General features: G+C 64.8%; 19 protein-coding genes. 12 read left to right on the top strand and 7 right to left on the bottom strand.

Annotation, left to right across the window (positions count from 1 at the left end; translation table 11 throughout):
• Nucleotides 1-239 precede the first annotated feature (239 nt).
• Nucleotides 240-947: a hypothetical protein gene (locus ACH107_RS07400; protein WP_412505281.1), complete on the top strand. Its 708-nt coding sequence runs from the start codon at nucleotides 240-242 to the stop codon at nucleotides 945-947.
• Between the two features lie 19 nt (nucleotides 948-966).
• Here ACH107_RS07400 and ACH107_RS07405 read toward each other — a convergent pair whose 3' ends face one another.
• The 3 genes from ACH107_RS07405 to ACH107_RS07415 form a co-directional block, all read right to left on the bottom strand.
• On the bottom strand, nucleotides 967-1,323 hold the full coding sequence (locus ACH107_RS07405; RefSeq protein WP_412505282.1) for a hypothetical protein: 357 nt from the start codon (nucleotides 1,321-1,323) through the stop codon (nucleotides 967-969).
• A gap of 14 nt (nucleotides 1,324-1,337) precedes the next feature.
• Nucleotides 1,338-1,667, bottom strand: coding sequence for a hypothetical protein (locus tag ACH107_RS07410; protein ID WP_412505283.1), 330 nt, complete (start codon nucleotides 1,665-1,667; stop codon nucleotides 1,338-1,340).
• Between the two features lie 91 nt (nucleotides 1,668-1,758).
• Nucleotides 1,759-2,073 carry a DUF6626 family protein gene (locus ACH107_RS07415; protein WP_412505284.1) on the bottom strand — a complete coding sequence of 105 codons (315 nt, stop codon included), beginning with the start codon at nucleotides 2,071-2,073 and terminating at the stop codon, nucleotides 1,759-1,761.
• Nucleotides 2,074-3,037: 964 nt separating this feature from the next.
• Between ACH107_RS07415 and ACH107_RS07420 the strand changes: the two genes are divergently transcribed.
• Nucleotides 3,038-3,604, top strand: a complete 567-nt coding sequence (locus tag ACH107_RS07420) for a tyrosine-type recombinase/integrase (protein ID WP_412505285.1) — start codon at nucleotides 3,038-3,040, stop codon at nucleotides 3,602-3,604.
• A gap of 276 nt (nucleotides 3,605-3,880) precedes the next feature.
• On the opposite strand, the gene ACH107_RS07425 is transcribed toward ACH107_RS07420, so the two are convergent.
• Nucleotides 3,881-4,981, bottom strand: a complete 1,101-nt coding sequence (locus tag ACH107_RS07425) for a porin (RefSeq protein ID WP_412505286.1) — start codon at nucleotides 4,979-4,981, stop codon at nucleotides 3,881-3,883.
• 236 nt (nucleotides 4,982-5,217) lie between these two features.
• Here ACH107_RS07425 and ACH107_RS07430 point away from each other — a divergent pair, with 236 nt between their 5' ends.
• Nucleotides 5,218-5,871: a YggS family pyridoxal phosphate-dependent enzyme gene (locus tag ACH107_RS07430; protein WP_412505287.1), complete on the top strand. Its 654-nt coding sequence runs from the start codon at nucleotides 5,218-5,220 to the stop codon at nucleotides 5,869-5,871.
• A 48-nt stretch (nucleotides 5,872-5,919) separates the two neighbouring features.
• Here the strand turns inward: ACH107_RS07430 and ACH107_RS07435 are convergent, their stop codons facing one another.
• Together ACH107_RS07435 and ribA are read right to left on the bottom strand one after the other, a co-directional pair.
• Entirely contained in the window at nucleotides 5,920-6,432 is a 513-nt protein-coding gene (locus tag ACH107_RS07435; protein ID WP_310691718.1) for a L,D-transpeptidase family protein, read from the bottom strand.
• Nucleotides 6,429-7,511 (bottom strand): GTP cyclohydrolase II, encoded by a 1,083-nt coding sequence (ribA, locus tag ACH107_RS07440; RefSeq protein WP_310691717.1) that lies wholly within the window; start codon nucleotides 7,509-7,511, stop codon nucleotides 6,429-6,431. The genes ACH107_RS07435 and ribA overlap by 4 nt, the downstream gene beginning before the upstream one ends.
• A 160-nt stretch (nucleotides 7,512-7,671) precedes the next feature.
• Here ribA and ACH107_RS07445 point away from each other — a divergent pair, with 160 nt between their 5' ends.
• From ACH107_RS07445 to ACH107_RS07470, 6 genes are all read left to right on the top strand, one after another.
• Nucleotides 7,672-8,358: a response regulator transcription factor gene (locus ACH107_RS07445; protein ID WP_310691716.1), complete on the top strand. Its 687-nt coding sequence runs from the start codon at nucleotides 7,672-7,674 to the stop codon at nucleotides 8,356-8,358.
• A gap of 621 nt (nucleotides 8,359-8,979) precedes the next feature.
• Nucleotides 8,980-10,089: a THUMP domain-containing class I SAM-dependent RNA methyltransferase gene (locus ACH107_RS07450; RefSeq protein WP_412505288.1), complete on the top strand. Its 1,110-nt coding sequence runs from the start codon at nucleotides 8,980-8,982 to the stop codon at nucleotides 10,087-10,089.
• Nucleotides 10,090-10,324: 235 nt separating this feature from the next.
• Nucleotides 10,325-11,113 carry an exodeoxyribonuclease III gene (locus ACH107_RS07455; RefSeq protein ID WP_310691714.1) on the top strand — a complete coding sequence of 263 codons (789 nt, stop codon included), beginning with the start codon at nucleotides 10,325-10,327 and terminating at the stop codon, nucleotides 11,111-11,113.
• 103 nt (nucleotides 11,114-11,216) lie between these two features.
• Nucleotides 11,217-12,134: a thioredoxin gene (trxA, locus tag ACH107_RS07460; protein ID WP_310691713.1), complete on the top strand. Its 918-nt coding sequence runs from the start codon at nucleotides 11,217-11,219 to the stop codon at nucleotides 12,132-12,134.
• Nucleotides 12,135-12,174: 40 nt separating this feature from the next.
• On the top strand, nucleotides 12,175-12,819 hold the full coding sequence (locus ACH107_RS07465; RefSeq protein ID WP_310691712.1) for an LON peptidase substrate-binding domain-containing protein: 645 nt from the start codon (nucleotides 12,175-12,177) through the stop codon (nucleotides 12,817-12,819).
• A 32-nt stretch (nucleotides 12,820-12,851) separates the two neighbouring features.
• A complete protein-coding gene (locus tag ACH107_RS07470; RefSeq protein ID WP_405049855.1) occupies nucleotides 12,852-13,004 on the top strand; it encodes a Trm112 family protein in 153 nt (50 codons plus the stop codon).
• A gap of 16 nt (nucleotides 13,005-13,020) precedes the next feature.
• Here the strand turns inward: ACH107_RS07470 and ACH107_RS07475 are convergent, their stop codons facing one another.
• Complete coding sequence (locus ACH107_RS07475; RefSeq protein WP_412505289.1) at nucleotides 13,021-14,238, bottom strand: UbiH/UbiF/VisC/COQ6 family ubiquinone biosynthesis hydroxylase; 1,218 nt, start codon at nucleotides 14,236-14,238, stop codon at nucleotides 13,021-13,023.
• 89 nt (nucleotides 14,239-14,327) lie between these two features.
• Here ACH107_RS07475 and ACH107_RS07480 point away from each other — a divergent pair, with 89 nt between their 5' ends.
• From ACH107_RS07480 to ACH107_RS07490, 3 genes are all read left to right on the top strand, one after another.
• The gene (locus tag ACH107_RS07480; RefSeq protein ID WP_310691709.1) at nucleotides 14,328-15,656 is read left to right on the top strand and encodes an amidase; all 1,329 of its coding nucleotides are present in this window, start codon (nucleotides 14,328-14,330) and stop codon (nucleotides 15,654-15,656) included.
• A gap of 125 nt (nucleotides 15,657-15,781) precedes the next feature.
• The gene (locus ACH107_RS07485; RefSeq protein ID WP_412505290.1) at nucleotides 15,782-16,966 is read left to right on the top strand and encodes an aminotransferase class I/II-fold pyridoxal phosphate-dependent enzyme; all 1,185 of its coding nucleotides are present in this window, start codon (nucleotides 15,782-15,784) and stop codon (nucleotides 16,964-16,966) included.
• 8 nt (nucleotides 16,967-16,974) lie between these two features.
• On the top strand, nucleotides 16,975-17,649 hold a 675-nt coding region (locus tag ACH107_RS07490), incomplete at its 3' end, for a DNA translocase FtsK 4TM domain-containing protein (RefSeq protein WP_412505291.1).

The raw sequence follows: 17,649 nt of genomic DNA on the forward strand, positions 1-17,649 counted from the left end.
AGCGTCACTATGCCAGTGGGCGAGATCGATCGGTGACACGGGGGTGCTGCAGTTTGCGCCATGTATACGCCCAAAAACGCACACACAGCGGCGTTGGGGCGTTTGTGTGTGCTTGGGGTGCAGGCGACAGTTAGACGGCGTGTGTGCTGCGCTGTTGCGCGCGCTGTGCAAGGTGGATTAAAACTACCAGTGATGCGCAGATAACGCCAGTTGCCCGTATGTCCAAAGATGAACATCCATTGATCAAACAGATCCGAGCGCGCGCGCAGCAGCAATCACAGGCGGAGGATGCACGGGCTGACACTGTGGGCGAAAGCGGCGGCAAGCACAAGCTGCACTTTCCGCGCATAGAGGGCGAGAGCGCAGTTGAACGCTACAAGCGCGTCAGGCGTTGGACTGGTATACTGGACAAGATGAACAGGCGCTTTGTGGCGCTGGCACTGTTGCGAGAGCGCATAGAAGAGGGCAAGCATGTGCAAAATCGTGCCCTGCAAAACAATCTCACCAAAGCGGAATATCAGGCGCTGCAGGCAGAACAGGAGAGACAGAGGCGCATGCGCGCTGGCAAGAACAAGCCTGACGCAATCAAGCACTACGAGGCAGCACTGAACCGGATAACGCTGCAGGCAGTCAAAGCCAAAGACCTTGCGCACAGTGGACACGATGCGGGCGCGTCAGAAGTTGCCCGGCTGTGCAGCAGCCAAATTTGGGATCTACTCACACAGCTGCGCAGCGCAGTTGCCAAAGACCCAGCACTGCAGCATTGGCTGGATAGACCAGTGCCACAACAGCACACAGTGACTGTGGAGCAATTGCCACGCGCCATAACCAGCGGCAGCCAACACTGCGTAGCGCAGCGCAAGAGCAGCAAAGAGGTCAAACTGGACGCGATCAAACAGGCGATGCACAGCTTGGATGAACAGAAGACACAATATCTACGCAGTTAACAGTGTCTGCAGTGCGGCGTCAGGCGTTGCGCCTTGCTTCTTCAGCTGCCCAAGTGTCATCCGTGCTTTCTTCGATGATGGCTTTGTAGGCCTGCAGCACAGATTTCACAGCCTCCAAGTTGTTGTCCACATATGTGCCCATGCCCTCAACAGCACGGTTGCCATACTTGGGCGTGATCTTGCGTTTGCCATCCACACTTTGCGGTGCCCACCAAAAGCGCGCATTGTCTCCATCCAAGTCTGCAGCGCTGTCGTAGTTCTCCATCTCTTTGAGCATGCGATTGACCTGGTTAAGCAGCTTGCTGCGCGGGCCAGAGCTGGGATTTTCCATCGGCGTAACGCCGTGCTTTTTGAGCAGATCGTTTAAGTCAGGCATCGCCTGTTCTCCAGTTAGTGCTTATCAGCTTCAATGTTAGACAATGCGCGCAGGGTTTCAACAGTTTCTTGTGGTAGATCAGGCTCAGTGAACGGTCGAGCAGTGGTCTTAGCTGGTTCGGGCGCTGGTGGAGCTGTGGGCTTTGGGGGCGCAGCAGGCTTGGGCACGGCTTTTGCAGCTGCACGCTTTTTGGGTTGCTGAGTGCTGCCGCGCAACTCGCGTGCCATGTCTGCAGCAGTGCTGGTCATCAGCGCCAAAGCCGCTGTGCGCGTGTCCGCTGTGCCCGCACGTTCCAACCGTCGTATCTGGTTCAGTGCGCGCTGTATGTCGGTGATAGCTGACATTACATGGACTCCGCAGCTGAGCTTGGGGTTGCTAAATCACCACCCACAAACTGTAAGTACTCCACCTCTGGATTTTGCAGCACAGGTGTAATCATACGCAGATGCCTTTTTGCTGCAACACCTCAAGCGCGCGCTGATCCAGTGCCTGATAAGTGCGCACGCGCAGCTGATCCAAATCCCCAGCGCTGCTGTGTTTGCCCTGTGCGCGCAGCTCACTGGCTGTGTGCGCCAATCGTGATGCACATGTTGCCAGTGCATCCGCGCTGGGTTGGACGCCAGAGAAGCGCAAGCTGCGCATGTAACACTCGCTCTTGCCCAGCCACAGCTGACAGAACTGTGCGTTGCTGCTGATCAGTCCTGCCGCATGCACACCGTCTCGCACCTCTGCCAATATCCCGTTGTCCACTCGCAATACCTCCTTGTGTCGTGTATTTATCAATGCCCAGCAACACTGGTATCGTGCACGCCAAAATCGCCTGTGTTTCCTGTGCGATCTTCGATCACACATACAGCTGCAGCACCGTGTATTCGCTCGCGCTCACACCCCGTGCTTTGCTGTTGTTCATCCGATCAGTTAAGCCGGTATCAGTGTTGGTTGATTCATTGATTGATAGGCATTGCAAGGAGCAGTTAGATCAACGCCTATTAAGGCGTCGATCCAACAAGCGTGCATTGCACGTCGCTTGCAGGCTGTATCACCGAACCATTGCAGGAAGAGCAGGTTTTGCTATCATCTCTATTACCGGCGTATCACACGCACACACAGGACCCATACAGCCAGGCCGACCCATGCGTTGATGGGTGCCGCATCACACGGCGTTGTCATCCATCTCACTTGCGCCGCTGCAGTTCTACCCACAGCGCCTATCACCACACACTGTTACGACAAGTGAAGCTGCGGGCCGGCTAAACATTTATGCCTTTGCAGCTTTGAGCATCTCACCGACAAGGATGAGTTAGTCACTTGAAGCGTATAACGAGCAATACATTGCTTACCGTCTCACCGCAGAACGGGTTCGCAGCACTATCACAGTCGGCGTGCTAGCCTTGATCTCGTTTGTAGAGCCTTGCTTGAGCCTTGCTTGAGCCTTGCACAGTTATTTAGCCAACGCGCTGTGAAAGTGGATTATTTTTGAGCGTGACCCCAGTTTTCCAAGCTGCACAGTTCACCAGCCACTGCAATTTCGTGCAAGCCAAAACTCGGGTCTTGCCCCCGCTGCCCAGCCCTGTGCTGATCCTCATAAAATAAGTATTCAGTGATAAATCCTGCTAACCCATTGTGATCATACAAGATCACTGCGCGTGTTTTTTGGTCGCACAGCACAGCTCTCAGACCATAGCATAGTGCTGCAACACAGTATGAGGACAACATGGCAGGCGCACGCGCATTGACTGACAAGGAGATCAAGTTGGCACTGGCACAGTGCAACACACGCAGGCACAGCGCGCGTGATAGAACGCTGGTGCAGTTCAGCGTGCTTGCTGGGTTGCGTGCATGTGAACTGGCAGCGCTGGCTGTGGGAGATGTTTATGATCAGCAGGGCACAGCACGCAACAGCGTGATCTTGCAAGTGGGCCAAACCAAAGGCCACAGTGCGCGCAGGGTCTACATCAACACAGAGCTGCAGCGCGTGCTCAAAGCGTATTGGCCTCATTTGCGTGACACAGCACAGGCAGCGCCACTGTTTGCCACGCGCTTTGGCACAGCATTCTCAGCCAACACCATGAGCCAGCTGTTTTTGGAGATATATCACAGCTGTGGCCTGCATGGATGCAGTTCACACAGTGGGCGCAAGACCTTCATCACACGCTTGGCAGACAAGGGTGTTGCTGTGCACTTGCTGGCAGCGCTGGCTGGGCACAAGCACATCAGCACCACGCAACGCTACATCACCGTCAACGAAGCACTGCTCACACGCGCCGTAGAACTGGTATAGCAGTTTTCTGTGCGCGCAGCTGCGTCAGCGCCGGAACATGCCGCCAGCACTGCGCAAGTCCTGTGCCACACCTTCCACAGCGCGCCCTGTGCCCTCAAGCAATCCTTGCAGTGTTCCGCATCCGCCAAGTGTCAGCGCAGCCAGCATCAAAAGCACAGTCAGTTTCATCGCTCAGCCTCAAAGCGGTTTGTTTGGCGCGAGGGTACAAAAGCCCCGCACAAAAAGAAAGAGCGACGCCGAAGCGCCGCTCTGACTTGGTGTTAAGTTCCAGTTCAATCAGAACTCGAAGGAAACTTCCACAGTGGTGCCGTGCTTGTATTCCTGCGGACCGATTTCGTCGTTGGTCGCGTCATCTTCGTCGTCGGCGTAGGCAACGAGCAAGGCAGCGCCGCCGCCCAGATCGTACTCGCCAGCACCGTAAACGCCGTCGGCGTCGGAACCACCGGCGTAGACCACCAGACCGTTACCCACATCGTAGGAGGCATGCAGGCCGAAGTCTTCGTCGTTGCCGTCATGATAGAAGGCATCAACTGCCACCGGACCTTCGGAGTAGGCGATGGCGAAGCCGTAGTTGTCGTCAACTTCGGTCCCAGCAGCGTCGTCCTGCTGCGACACATAGAACAGGGTCGCAGTGACAGGGCCGAAGGGCATGGAGCCTTCAACGCCGAACGCGGTTTCGGGAGTGTCAGCAGCGTCAGAGTCGTTGTTGACAAAGGACGCAGTGATGTCAGCGCCGCTCAGCGTGGTCGAGCCGGACAGACCGAAGATCTCGCCGCCCGGATTGTCTTCGTCCTGGTAGGCAACGGTGACACCGAACTGGCCCAGATCAGCAACAGCAGCGAACTGCATGTTGGTCAGATCGTCATCGTTGGGAGCGCCATTGGTGTCCACCACCGCATACGACAGCGAGCCGGTGACGTCGCCAAAGGTGTACTCGCCAACAAGCTGGCCCTCTTCAGAGGCGTCGCCAACTTCAGCAAAGCCATCGTTGTCCATGTTGGTGACGCCGCTCCAATGACGATCAGCCGAAGGATCGGTGTCGCCAAAATCTAGGCTGGCGCTATCAGTGCTCAGCGACAGAACGAAGTCGGAAGTAGAGACAAGGTTTTGGCTCAACGTCGATTCAGAGCTAAGAATACCGTCGGTTTCGAAGTCTTCATCAATGTCAATGTCCAGCGAGAAGCCAGCTGTGACACCGTTGTCCAGCGCGGTCGAAGCCGAAACGCCAAGGCCAGCGCCCCAGTACATGCCGTTGTCGATGTCATCGTTGTAGCCCAGCTCAGCGTCACCAGTGACATTGAGGTCAGTATGTCCATCAGCAGCGGCAGCGCCTGCGAAGGCGAAGACCGAAGCCGAAGCGAGAAGGATGCTTTTCATGGTTTTGTTCCTCGTGTTTGCATTCCCGAGAATGCCAGTTGCACCAGCATTGCGAGTGTCTTTGCGCTTTAAGCGCCGCACACTCAAGGGAATTGCCGGGCCCGCGGTGCGCGGTGGTCGAAACTGATGCAGGCGTGCCACACACGAGCAGCGGGGCCCTGGCGCGGCAGCGCTTGCCAAACCAGCCCCGGAATGGTCCAACAGGGCGATTTTGACGCCGGAACAGGAGCTTGAACATGCCATTGGCTGAGATCACCGAACGGGTGCAGCGCGCCGAGGATGCCGCCGGACGGGCGCGCGGGTCGGTCCGGCTGATCGCCGTGTCCAAGATGCAGCCCGACGCGCGGGTCGCGGCGGTTCTGGAGCAGGGCCACCGGACATTCGGCGAGAATCGCGTGCAGGAGGCGGCGGGCAAGTGGCCCGGCTTTCGTGACCGGTTCGAGGGGGTGGAGCTGCACCTGATCGGCCCCTTGCAGACCAACAAGGCCCGCCAGGCGATGGAGCTTGCCCAGGCGATCCACACGCTGGACCGGCCCAAGCTGGCCCGGACCTTCGCCCGGCTGGCGCAGGAGATGGGCCGGTGCCCCGCGCTGTTCGTGCAGGTCAACACCGGCGAAGAGCCGCAGAAGGCCGGCGTGCTGCCCGCGCAGGCCGATGCCTTCGTGGCCGAGTGCCGGGGGCTGGACCTGCCCGTGGCGGGGCTGATGTGCATTCCGCCCGTGGACGAGGCGCCCAGCCTGCATTTCGCGCTGTTGGGAAAGATCGCCGCGCGCAACGGGCTAAGTAGCCTGTCCATGGGCATGTCCGGCGATTTCGAGCAGGCCGTGGCGCAGGGCGCGACCCATTTGCGCGTCGGCTCGGCCATCTTCGGGGCGCGGGATTACGGGTGACTGCGGTGCCGGGGTTGCGCTGGCCACCGACGCCGACCGGCCCTGCCGTCAGGGCACGATGAGGCGGGTCCGGTACCGGATGCGCTGCGCGAGCCAGGTCAGGTGATCGGGGCGCAGCGCGACGCAGCCCGCAGTGGGAAAACCGGGGCGCCGCCAGCGGTGAATGAAGATGGCCGAGCCGCGCCCCTTGACCGGGTAGGGCCAGTTCCAGTCGGTCAGGATGACCAGATCATAGAGCGGATCGGCCCGCCGCAGCGCCTCGTGGCTGTGCGGATAGGGGGCGCGAACCATCAGGTTGTAATCCGCCTGCGCGGGGTCGTCCGACCACAGGTCGCCGGGGCGGATCGGCAGCGCCCAGTCCGTGGGCCGCGCCATGCGGTCGGGGCGGTAGAGCATCCCGACGATGCCGTGGCGGCCGCGCGGGGTCGCGCCGTCGCCCTCGCGCTTGCGGCGGCTGACCCCGCCCTTGCCGATCACGCAGGGCAGACGCCGCCCGAAAAAGCGCAGTCCCGTCGGGGTCAGGACGATGTCTTGCGGGCCGGGCGCGGCAACCGCCGTCACAGCAGATGCCCGGACTTGCTGGCCTTGGTCGCCAGGTAGTGATGGTTGAACCGGTTTTCGCCAACCTTCAGCGGGACGCGGTCCATCACCTCGATCCCGCAGTGTTCCAGCCGCTCGACCTTGGCGGGGTTGTTGGTCAGCAGGCGGACCTGTGAAAAGCCCATGCGGCGCAGGATCTCGGCGCCGATGCGGAAATCGCGCTCGTCGTCCTCGAAGCCGAGGCGGTGATTGGCCTCGACCGTGTCGAAGCCCTGGTCCTGCAGCGAATAGGCGCGCATCTTGTTGGCCAGCCCGATGCCGCGTCCTTCCTGGTTGAGGTAAAGCAGCACACCCTCGCCCGCCGCGCCCATCTGGGCCAGCGCGCCATGCAGCTGCGGGCCGCAATCGCATTTCAGCGATCCCAGCAGATCGCCGGTGAAACAGGCCGAATGCAGCCGCGCCAGCACCGGCCTTGAGCGGTCGGGGCTGCCGATCTCGACGGCGTAGTGTTCCTCGGCCCCGTCCTCGGGGCGGAAGATGTGCAGGCGGCCCGCTTCGGACACTTCCAGCGGGACTTTCGCATGGATCACGGATGCCAGCGGGGACAGGTCCGTGGTCATCGCCGTGGCTGCGCCGATCAGGGTAAGGCCGTGCGCGCGCGCCAGCGCCGCGCCATCGGGGATCGGCACGACCAGAACCGCCGGGATCAGCCGCGCGGCCTTGGCCAGGCGAATCCCCGCGCGGTGCAGCATCGCGTCGCCCGCGCGCCGCGCCCGGAACGGCCCCTTGATCGGCAGGCGCAGGTCGTCGGCGGGGTCGGCCACCGCCTGGACCCAGTCGAGACCGGCCCCGCCGGGCACAGCAAGCCGCACAAGGTCGCCGTCATAGGCGGCGGTCTTGAGCGTCGTCGCCCGGTGTTCGGTGATGGCAAGGTCGGCCTGCCCCAGGGCAAGCGCATCGGCGAGCCGCTGCGGCCCCAGCGTTTCCACCGCCATGACCACGGCCGCCCGGTCGCCGTCCGACAGCACCACGGGCACGCCCAGGCGCATGTCGGCGCGGGCGCGGGCCAGCATCTCGGTCAGGTCGGGGGCGAAGCTCATGCGCGATCCTGTGGTCAGGGGGGCGGGATAGCTGCATCTGACAGGAAATGAAACATATCCGCCAGTGGCCACACGTCGGCGTGAGCGTTTTGCAGCATGCCTTGCCCTTCGCCGCGTCCGGACGCATCTGGATGTCATAACAGGCGGGGAGGGCCAATCCATGGCACAGCTCAAGAAAATTCTTTTGGTCGATGACGACGAGGACCTGCGCGAGGCGCTGGGCGAGCAACTGGTCATGACCGAGGATTTCGACGTCTTCGAGGCCGGCACCGGGTCCGAGGCCATGCAGAAGGCCAAGGAAGGGCTATACGATCTCGTCATCCTCGATGTCGGCTTGCCCGACACCGACGGGCGCGAGCTGTGCCGCCTGATGCGCAAGCAGGGGGTCAAGTGCCCCGTGCTGATGCTGACCGGGCACGACAGCGACAGCGACACCATCCTCGGGCTGGACGCGGGGGCGAACGACTACGTCAGCAAGCCCTTCAAGTTCCCGGTGCTTCTGGCCCGCATCCGCGCGCAACTGCGCCAGCACGAACAATCCGAGGACGCGGTGTTCACGCTGGGGCCTTACACCTTCAAGCCCGCGCAGAAGATGCTGGTCACCGAGGAGGACCGCAAGATTCGCCTCACCGAAAAGGAAACCAACATCCTCAAGTTCCTCTACCGCGCGACCGAGGGCGTGGTTGCCCGCGACGTGCTGCTGCACGAGGTCTGGGGCTACAACGCGGGCGTGACGACGCACACGCTGGAAACCCATATCTACCGCCTGCGCCAGAAGATCGAGCCCGACCCCGCCAACGCGCGGCTGCTGGTGACCGAAAGCGGCGGCTACCGGCTGATGGCCTGAGAGATCCCGCCGGCGGCCGGGTCATGCCGCCATCCTCCCTGTTGGACTGGCCCCGGAGATTCTCCGGGGCCTTTTTTGTGCGGGGTCGGATTGTGGAGGGTCGGGGTCGCTGCCGGCTGTCCGGCACACGCGGTGCGATCGGCTGCACAGCATCGATTGCGCGATCTGCAAGTTTCTGCGGCGTGGGTGCGGAAAGCGGGCACGCAGACCCGTCCCGACGCGCGCCAAGGACGAGGCTCGGGCATGTCGCGCCCTGGCGCGGGGTAAAGGCGAAGCCGCTGCGCCATCGCCGGGCCGCCCCCACGGCCCGGCGATATGTCAAAGCCAGCGCCACGTGTCGCGGGTCGTCCGAACCAGCTTGGATAAAGTAATAGGCTCAACTCGGGGGATCGCCGAGCCGCGGCCCGTCGCTGGCTCGGCTTCTCACCCGGATGGCATAGGTCCGTTTCGAAATAGCGCGCTTCACGCCAAAAGCGTGAGGCCCGCTGTATGGCGAGAGGAAACTGTCAAAGCCCCGCGAACGCGATTTTTGCGCCTGGGCTGGGTCGCCAATACCTGCATGTCGCCCCAGCCCCCGCTTTTCCCGTCGCCTCGCCCCGCGTTCCCCGCTATGACGCCGGCATGGCCGACCCGTTCGAGATCTTTCTGCAAGCGCCGCCGGGGCTGGAGGCGACCCTCGCCGAGGCGGCGCGCGCGGCGGGGTTTCCCCTGCCCGAGGCCCGGCCCGGCGGCGTGGCTTTCATGGGCGGCTGGCCGGATGTCTGGCGCGCCAATCTGGAGCTGCGCGGAGCCGGGCGCGTTCTGGCGCGGATCGGCAGCTTTCGCGCCTTTCACCTGGCGCAACTGGACAAGCGGGCACGCAAGTTTCCCTGGGCCGGGGTGCTGCGGGCGGATGTGCCCCTGCGGGTCGAGGTCACGACGCGGAAATCCAAGATCTATCACGCCAAGGCCGCACAGCAGCGGATCGAGCGGGCAATCTCGGAAACGCTGGGCGCGCCGCTCGACGACGCGGCCGGTGTGACGCTCAAGGCCCGGATCGAGGACAATCTGGTGACCCTCTCGGTCGATACCTCGGGCGAGCCGCTGCACAAGCGCGGCCACAAGGCGGCAGTGGGCAAGGCCCCCATGCGCGAGACCATGGCCGCGTTGTTCCTGCGCCAGATGGGCTATACCGGGGCCGAGCCGGTGCTGGACCCGATGTGCGGCTCGGGCACCTTCGTGATCGAGGCGGCCGAGATCGCGGCGGGCCTTGCCCCGGGCCGGTCGCGTAGCTTTGCCTTCGAGCGGCTGGCCACGTTCGACGCCCCGTCCTGGGCGGCCATGAAAGCCGCGCAGGTGCCGGGGCAGACCGAGCTGCGCTTTCACGGCGCCGACCGCGATGCCGGCGCCGTGCGGATGAGCGCCGACAACGCCGCGCGCGCCGGGGTCGGCGGGCTGACGCGGTTCGACACGGCCCCGGTCAGCGCCCTGACCCGCCCCGAGGGCCCGCCGGGCATCGTCATCGTCAACCCGCCCTACGGCGCGCGCATCGGCAATCCCAAGCCGCTTTATGCCCTGCACGGCAGCCTCGGGGCGGTGCTGCGCGACAACTTCCGGGGCTGGCGCGTCGGGATCGTCACCGCGCAGGCGAGGCTGGCCCATGCCACGGGCCTGCCCCTGTTGCCGCCCGGCCCGCCGGTGGCCCATGGTGGGCTGAAGGTGAAGCTCTACCGCACCGATCCGCTGCCCTGAGCGGGCAAAAAATCGCGCACCCTTGATACAGATCAAGACATGGGCCGCGCCGGGCGGTTATCCTGAGGTCGGTGGCGACGGGTTCGTCACCACCTCCCTGTAGGACTTGGCCCCGACGCGCTGCGCCGGGGTCTTTTTTTACCCGAGCAGCGCATCGCGCGGGGATGGCAGGCCGGGGTGCGATCCGCTATGCCTGCGGTCACAGCCCGTTGCGCCCCATACCCCGGAGTTCCCCATGCCCTTCACCCTTGCCACCTGGAACATCAATTCGGTCCGCCTGCGCGAGGGGCTGGTCGTCCGCCTGATGCAGGAGGAGGCGCCGGATATCCTCTGCCTGCAGGAATGCAAGTCGCCGGTCGACAAGATCCCCATGGAGCAGTTTCGCGCGCTGGGCTACACCTATATGGTCGCGCGCGGGCAGAAGGGCTACAACGGCGTGGCGATCCTGTCGAAACGTCCCATACAGGAGGTCGGCAGCCAGGATTTCGCCGCCCTCGGCCATGCCCGCCACATCGCCGGGCAACTGGACAACGGCGTGACGATCCATAACTTTTACGTGCCCGCGGGCGGCGACAAACCGAACCGCGAGGTGAACGAGAAGTTCGGCCAGAAGCTCGACTACCTCACCGAGATGCGCGACTGGTTCCACGGCGAGAGGCCCGCGAAATCCATTCTTGTCGGCGATTTGAATATCGCCCCGCGCGAAGATGACGTCTGGGACCACAAGAAGATGCTCAAGGTCGTCAGTCATACGCCGGTGGAGATCGAGCATCTGGGCGGCGCGCAAGAGGCCGGGGGCTGGGTCGACGTGACCCGTGCGGACATCCCCGAGGGGCAGCTCTACAGCTGGTGGTCCTACCGCTCGCCGGACTGGGATGCCGCCGACAAGGGCCGCCGGCTGGATCATGTCTGGGCCACGCCCGACATCGCAACCGCCGCCCATTCCAGCCGCATCCGCCGGGACGTGCGCGGCTGGGAGAAACCCAGCGACCATGCCCCGGTGTTCGCGACGTTCGACTTGTAGGCCTACAGCGTCTGCGCGCGTGATCGGCGGCACACCCCCCTTTCGCTTTGTGCCAAATCGCCCCATATAGGGTGCGACACTCCAGACAAGGCGGAGAGACAGGATGCTTGAACTCGGACAAGGCAACGCCGCCCCTGCGGGCGATCTGATCAAGGAGGGGGGCGATGCCACCTTCATGGCCGACGTGGTCGAGGCCAGCCAGGAGGTGCCGGTCATCGTCGATTTCTGGGCGCCGTGGTGCGGGCCCTGCAAGCAGCTGACCCCGGCGCTCGAGACGGCGGTCAATGCCGCGGGCGGCAAGGTCAAGCTGGTCAAGGTCAATGTGGACGAGAACCAGCAGATCGCGGGCCAGTTGCGGGTGCAGTCGATTCCCACGGTCTATGCCTTCCACCAGGGCCAGCCCGTTGACGGGTTCCAGGGCGCCTTGCCGCAAAGCCAGATCGACGAATTCGTCCAGAAGCTGGCCGCCATGGGCGGCGGCGACGGCGATGACGGCGGCATGGCCGAGGCGCTGGAGGCGGCCGAGCAGATGCTGACCGACGGGGCCGCGGCGGATGCCGCGCAGACCTTTGCCGCCATCGCCCAGGAAGATCCGCAGAGCGCCGCGGCCTTCGGCGGCATGGCGCGGGCCTACCTCGCGCTCGACCAGGCCGACCAGGCCGAGGCCGTGATCAACGGTGTGCCCGCCGAGATCGCCGAGGCGCCCGAGATCGAGGCCGCCCGCGCCGCCATTGACCTGGCCCGTCAGGCCGAGCAGGCCGGCCCCATCGACGAGCTGCGCGCCAAGCTCGAGGCCGATGCGGACGACCACCAGGCCCGGCTTGACCTGGCCACGGCCTTGCATGCCTCGGGCGATGCCGAGGGGGCCGTGAACGAATTGCTGGAACTTTTCCGCCGCGCGCCCGACTGGAACGACGGCGCGGCCAAGGCCCAGTTGTTCACTGTCTTCGATGCGCTCAAGCCGAACGACCCTGTGGTGCTGAACGGGCGGCGCCGGCTGAGTTCGATGATATTTGCCTGACGGCGTTGCCTGAGGGGGCCTTCGGTCTAACTTGCGTGTCATGGCAAACCTCCCCGACCTGCCCGAAACCATCCCCGTGTTCCCCTTGACAGGGGCGCTGCTTTTGCCGCGTGCGCAACTGCCGCTGCACATCTTCGAGCCGCGCTACCTGGCCATGCTCGAGGATGCGCTGAAGACGCCCGACCGGCTGATCGGAATGGTGCAGCCCTGTGGCGCTGGAAATGATGACCCGCGGCTTCACAGTATCGGTTGCGCGGGCCGCGTGACCGCCTTTTCCGAGACCGAAGACGGGCGCTACATGATCACCCTGGCGGGCCGGTCACGCTTCCGCGTGCGCAAAGAGGTCGAGGGTTTCACCCCCTATCGCCGCTGCGAGGTGGACTGGTCCGGCTTCGAGGCCGACCGCGTCAAGACGGCCGAGGGCGATGCGGGTTTTGACCGCGAGGCGCTTTTCGCCGTGCTCAACCGGTATTTTACCGAGACCGGCCTGAGCACCGACTGGGACAGCCTCAAGGAGGCCGACCCGGAATTGCTGATCAATTCGCTGTCCATGCTGTTGCCGCTGGACCCGGAGGACAAGCAGGCCCTGCTCGAGGCCCCGAGCCTGTCCACCCGGCGCGAGACGCTGGTTACCCTGATCGAATACGCCCTGCGCGGCGGCGGCAGTGACGAGATGATCCAGTGACCGACCCTGACGGCCCCGGCTTTGATCGCAAGATGCTCGAGGCGCTGGTCTGTCCGCAGACCCATGCGGTGCTGAGCTATGACGCCCAGCGGCGTGAGCTTGTCAGCAAGGCGGCCCACCTGGCCTATCCGATCCGCGATGGCATTCCGGTGCTGTTGATCGACGAGGCGCGGCAGCTGGATTAGGGCGTTGTGCCGCCTGTCAGCCGCGCATGGACCTTGGCAGATCGCCGGTCAAACCGGCGGCCTCGCGGATGAAGCCCCGGCGCAGGCCGGGGAGGGCGTTCACCGCCCCCATGCCGATATCCCGGACCGACCGTAGAAGCGGATTGTCGTTCGAGAACAGACGGTTGAAACTGTCTGTGGCCAGCGCCAGCGTGGCGGTGTCGAAGCGGCGCCAGTGTTGATAGCGGGCCAGCACCAGGGGGCTGGCGATGTCCTCGCCCCGCGCGCGGGCATCGGCAAGAACCTCGGCCAGCGCTGCGACATCGCGCAGTCCGGCGTTCAAACCCTGGCCCGCGATCGGGTGCATCCCATGCGCCGCATCGCCTACCAGCGCCAGCCGATCACCCACGAAGGCCGTCGCGATGGTCAGCTTCAGCGGGTAGGCAAAGCGCTTGCCCGCAAGCGCGATCTCGCCCAGGAAAGACCCGAAGGCTGGGCGCAGGGCCTCGAGGAACCCTTCGGCGTCCAGCGCCATGATCCGTTCCGCGCGCGCGGTCGACTCCGACCAGACGATCGAGGACCGGTTGCCCGGCAGCGGCAGGATCGCCAGCGGCCCCTGCGGCATGAAGAACTGGTGCGCAATGCCGCCGTGGGGTTTTTCGTGGCCCACGGCGCAGACGATGGCCGTCTGGCCGTAGTCCCACCCGGTGCGCCGGATACCGGCGCGGTGCGCCGTGCCGCTGGCGCGTCCGTCGCAACCGATCAGCATCCGCCCGGTCAGGCTGCGCCCCGAGGCGAGCGTGACCGATACGTGGTCTGCAGCGGTGTGCTGCGCGACCACGGTTTCCGCATTGATCGAGGTGATGCGCGGCTCTTCTTCCATGGCCTCGAGCAGGGCCAGCCGCAAATGACGATCTTCGAGCAAGTGGCCCATGGGGCCTTCCTCGATCTCGGCATGGTCGAAATGCAGCATCCAGGGGGCCGGGCCTTCGCCCGCGCGCCCGTCAGTGACCTTGATTTCCAGCATGGGCTGGCTGGTCTGCGCGACCCGATCCCAGATGCCGAGGTGATCCAGCAGGCGGATCGAGCCCAGCGCCAGCGCATAGCCGCGCCCGTCGAAATCGGGCAGTTCGCGTTTTGCCTTGGGCAGGGCGTCGATCACGGTCACCTGCAATCCGGACTGGGCCAGTGCAAGTGCCAGGGCCGGGCCGTTCAGGCCGCCGCCGACGATGAGGATATCCGAGTCGGGTGTCATGGGGCGCAATATGCCCTGCGTGCCGGGATTGTCCATGCGCTGCTTGGCCGCTACGGTTTCGCGGGGCCAAAGCCGGGGAAAGGGCAATCATGCAGGATTTGCGGGGCAGGAGCGCGTCTGATCTGGGCCGGGCGATCGAGGCCGGCCGGGTTGATCCCGTTGATCTGGCGGAAGAGCTTTTCTCGGCGATTGCCGACAGTCCGCAGGCCGGCCGCATCTATGCGCGCGCCATGCCCGACCGTGCCCGTGCCGAGGCCCGTGCGGCCAGCCAGCGCGCCCGGCTGGGCCAGCGCCGGTCGGCGCTGGACGGCGTGCCCATCGCCTGGAAGGACAACATCGACAGCGCCGGGGTGGCGACCGAGGCGGGCACAGCGTTGCTGGCCGGGCGGGTCCCCGCGCAAGACTCGGTGGTGTTGCGCAATGCCACGGCGCTGGGGCTGGTCTGCCTGGGCAAGACGCATATGACAGAGCTGGCCTTTTCCGGTTTGGGGGTGAACCCGATCACGGCCACACCGCCCAATGTCCACGACCCCGAGGCCGCCCCAGGGGGGTCTTCCTCGGGGACGGCGAGTGCCATCGCCCATGGTCTTGCCGCCGCCGGGATCGGGTCGGACACCGGCGGGTCCGTCCGCTTGCCCGCGGCGTGGAACGATCTGGTCGGGTTCAAGCCGACCCACAATGTCCTGTCTCTGTCCGGCGTGGTGCCGCTGGCCGCGCGGTTCGATACGGTCGGTCCGCTGGCGCGCACGGTCGAGGACGCAGCCAACCTCTTTGCCGCCCTGCAGGGGCGGGCCGCACCGGACCTGCGCGGGGCCACACTGGCGGGAACCCGGCTGCTGATCCTGGAAACCGTGGCCTGCGAGGGCCTGCGCGATGGCACCGACCGGGCCTGCGAACAGGCGGTGACGCAGCTTGAATGGGCGGGCGCGCGGGTGATGCGCGGGGCGATTCCTGCGGTGGCCGAGGCATTGGACATGGCCGGAATCCTCTACACCTCGGAATGCTACGGCACCTGGGGCAAGGCCATCGAAGCGGACCCGGACAAGATGTATGGCCCGGTGCGCGAGCGGTTCCGGGCGGGCAGCGCCCATGGCGCGGCCGACTACGTGGCCGCATGGCAGCGGCTGGATCGACTTCGGGCGCAATTCGCCTCCGCGACGGCAGGCTATGACGCGGTCATCTGTCCCTCGGCCGCCCTTACCCCGCCAAGGACCGCCGACCTGCTGGCCGACAGCGCGCTTTTCGCGTCGGAGAACCTGTTGACCCTGCGCAACACCCGCATCGGCAACATGATGGGCCTCTGTTCCATCACCCTGCCGACCGGCGTGCCGTCCTGCGGGATCATGTTCAACGCCGGGCCGGGGCAGGACCTGCGCCTGCTGCGCCTGGCCGCAGCGGCCGAGGCGGCGCTGGCCTGACCCAAAAGCAACAGGTTTGCGGTGCAACCCCCGAAATTTCCGCCGATTTTCTGGACAAGTCGGGCGGCGGGCGTCTATCCTGCTGACAAAATGGTCCATCAACGAGGCCATATCCTGAGGCAGACATGACCTACCCCGAGCGGTTCTCGAACCTACCGGCCTATGCGTTTCCGCGCCTGCGGAGCTTGCTCGACCCTGTTGAACCGGGGGGCGAGCCGCTTGCCATGACCATTGGTGAGCCGCAGCACCCGTTTCCCGCCTGGGTCGGCGATGTCCTGTCGGACAGCCTGTCGGGGTTCGGGAAGTACCCGCCGAACGAGGGCGCGCCGGAATTGCTTGCGGCCATCACCGGCTGGTTGCAGCGGCGCTATTCGGTGACCGTCACGCCTGACCGTGTCATGGCGCTGAACGGCACGCGCGAGGGGCTTTACAACGCCGCCATGGCGTTGTGTCCCGAGACGAAGAACGGCAAGCAGCCGGTCGTTCTGACGCCGAATCCGTTTTATCAGGTCTATGCGGTGGCCGCGCTCTCGGTGGGGGCCGAGCCTGTCTTCGTGCCCGCGACCGCCGACAGTGGCCATCTGCCGGATTTCGCGGGCCTCGATCCCGAGACCCTCGACCGCACCGCCATCACCTATATCTGCAGCCCGGCGAACCCGCAGGGCGCTGTCGCCAGCCGGGCATACTGGGCCGAGCTTCTGGCGCTGGCCGAGAAGCACGATTTCCGGGTCTTCGCGGACGAATGCTATTCCGAGATCTACCGCGACGCGCCGCCCCCCGGCATCCTGGAAGCGGTGGCCGAGACCGGGACCGACCCCGAGCGGGTGGTGGTCTTCCATTCCCTGTCCAAACGGTCGAACCTGCCGGGGCTTCGGTCTGGTTTCGTGGCCTCGGGCCCCGAGAACATCCGCCGCATCCACCAGTTGCGCGCCTATGCGGGTGCGCCGCTGCCACTGCCCTTGCAACGGGTCGCCGAACGGGTCTGGTCGGACGAGATCCATGTCGAAGAGAACCGCGCGCTCTACCGCGAGAAATACGCCCTGGCCGATGCGGTCCTGGGCGACGTGCCCGGCTATCACGGCCCCGAGGCGGGGTTCTTTTTGTGGCTGCCTGTCGCCGACAGCGAAGCGGCGGCGCTCAAGCTCTGGACGGAAACGGGCGTGCGAGTGCTGCCCGGCAAGTATCTCAGCCGCCCCGGCCCTGCGGGTGACCCGGGCGACGGCTTCATCCGGGTCGCGATGGTGGCCCCGAAACAAGATGTGCAGCGCGGCCTGACCCGCATCCGCGCCTGTCTTTACGATCGAGTATGAGGAAGAACATGGCATCCTATCAGTCCCGGCAGCGCGACCCGCTTCTCGACAGCAACATGCAGGCCGCGCTTGAAAGGCGCGGCAAGGAGCTGCTGGGCCTCGCGCTTGTCGTGCTGGGGACCGCGGCCGCGATGCTGGTCCTTTCTTATTCGCCGGACGATCCGAGTTTCCTCGCCGCGACGGATGCGCCGGTGCAGAACTGGCTGGGCCGCTACGGGGCGCTGATCGCCGCCCCGGTCTTCATGATCCTGGGTTGGGCTTCGGTCGGGGTCGGCGTGGGACTTCTGGCTTGGGGGCTGCGGCTCGTTTTGCACCGGGTGCCCGAACGGGTGCTGACCCGTGTCATATTCGCCCCCATTGCGGTGGCATTGCTGGCGGTTCATGCTTCGACCCTGACAACCGGACCGGGCTGGGCGCATAGTTTCGGGCTGGGCGGGCTGTTCGGGGACACGGTGCTGTCGATCGCGCTGACTGTGCTGCCAATTCCGACGGCCTGGGCGCTCAAGTTGATGTCAGGGGCCACCGGGCTGGGCTTGCTGGTCTTGGGGGCCTTCGTGCTGGGGTTCACCCGGCGCGAGGTCAGAACCCCGGAACAGCTGGCCCCGGGCTGCAGCAGCGACATGCCGTATTCATGGGCGGCGACATTGGCCTCCCAGATCTCAAGGCTGTCCGCGTCGACCTCG

The sequence above is a fragment of the Roseovarius halophilus (ex Wu et al. 2025) genome, from assembly GCF_047086965.1.